Annotated in this window: 2 protein-coding genes; both read right to left on the reverse strand. The window is 57.3% G+C overall.

All coding sequences use genetic code 11. The annotated features are described in order from the left end of the window. Window positions 1–773, reverse strand: a 773-nt coding sequence (locus BW958_RS20140) for an IS3 family transposase (RefSeq protein ID WP_076577686.1), incomplete at its 3' end; no start/stop codon positions are given. After that, a partial coding sequence (locus BW958_RS20145; protein WP_076577685.1) for a transposase occupies window positions 770–1,085 on the reverse strand: 316 nt, incomplete at its 5' end. The genes BW958_RS20140 and BW958_RS20145, both read right to left, overlap by 4 nt.

Here is a 1,085-nt window from a genome sequence, read left to right on the forward strand (position 1 = left end):
TGGTGAGGACGCTTCTGGTTGTAAAACTGGATCCAGTCGCCAATCACCCGACTGGCATGCTGCAAGGTCTCGAACCTCTGCCGATGGGCACACTGCTCCTTGAGCGTTCTGATCACCCGCTCGACCATGCCGTTTTGTTCCGGCGTGTACGGCGTGATGAACTCCTGCTGCAACCCATAGCTCTTCACCAGCGCTGTGTAGTTGCGACTGGTAAACACCAACCCATTGTCGCTACGTAACAAAAACGGCGATGCAACTCGTCCCAAGCTGCCGAAGCGAGCAATTAAGGCTTGCTCCAGCGCTGCCTCGGCCGTTTTTGATTTACCACTGCGCGAAAGATGCCATCCCAGTAGTTCACGGGTATGGCAATCAATCACCAGCGCCAAGGAACACCAGCCATCGCGACCAGCCCAGATCCGGCATAGGTCCGTCGCCCAGCGTTGGTTGGGCGCTGAGGCCACCGAAGGCAGGGCCTGGATCCGGGGGCGAAACCCAACCGGACGCTTGCGAACTTGCCAGCCCTTGAGCTGGAAGATGCGCAGTACCGTGTTCTTGTTGAACCCCAACAGGACCGCAACCGTGCGGTAACCGAACGATGGGTTCTCCTCAATCATGTTTTTGATCGGGTTGACCAGATACTCCTGAAGCTTGGGCGCGGCCTTGACGCTGCGGTAGTACCAACTGCGACGCGGCAGGTAAAACCAGCGGCAGAGCTTGCTGACGGAGACATCAATACCTTCTGCGCGTAATCCCTGCTGAACATCGGCGACTATCTGTCGTCCTCGCCCAGCAGGGAGGCCAGCTTTTTTCTGGCGCGTAACTCCAGCATGGCCTCGCCATAAGCTTCCTGGAGCTCCTTGAGCTGCTTCTCGTACTGCTCGCGAATATCCAGTGGCTTGGCCCGTAAGGCGTTTTCCATGCCCCGTTTGGCGTCATCTACCCATTCTTCAATCTCGGAGGGCTGCAAATCAAAGGCGCGAGCCGCTTCGGCGACGGTGGTCTTGCCCTGAATGATTTCCATGACCAAGGCGGACTTGCGCTTGGCCGTCCAACGTTTGATTTCTTCGTCCATCGTGATGCTCATG

The organism is Aeromonas sp. RU39B (assembly GCF_900156095.1).
Taxonomy (GTDB): Bacteria; Pseudomonadota; Gammaproteobacteria; order Enterobacterales; family Aeromonadaceae; genus Aeromonas.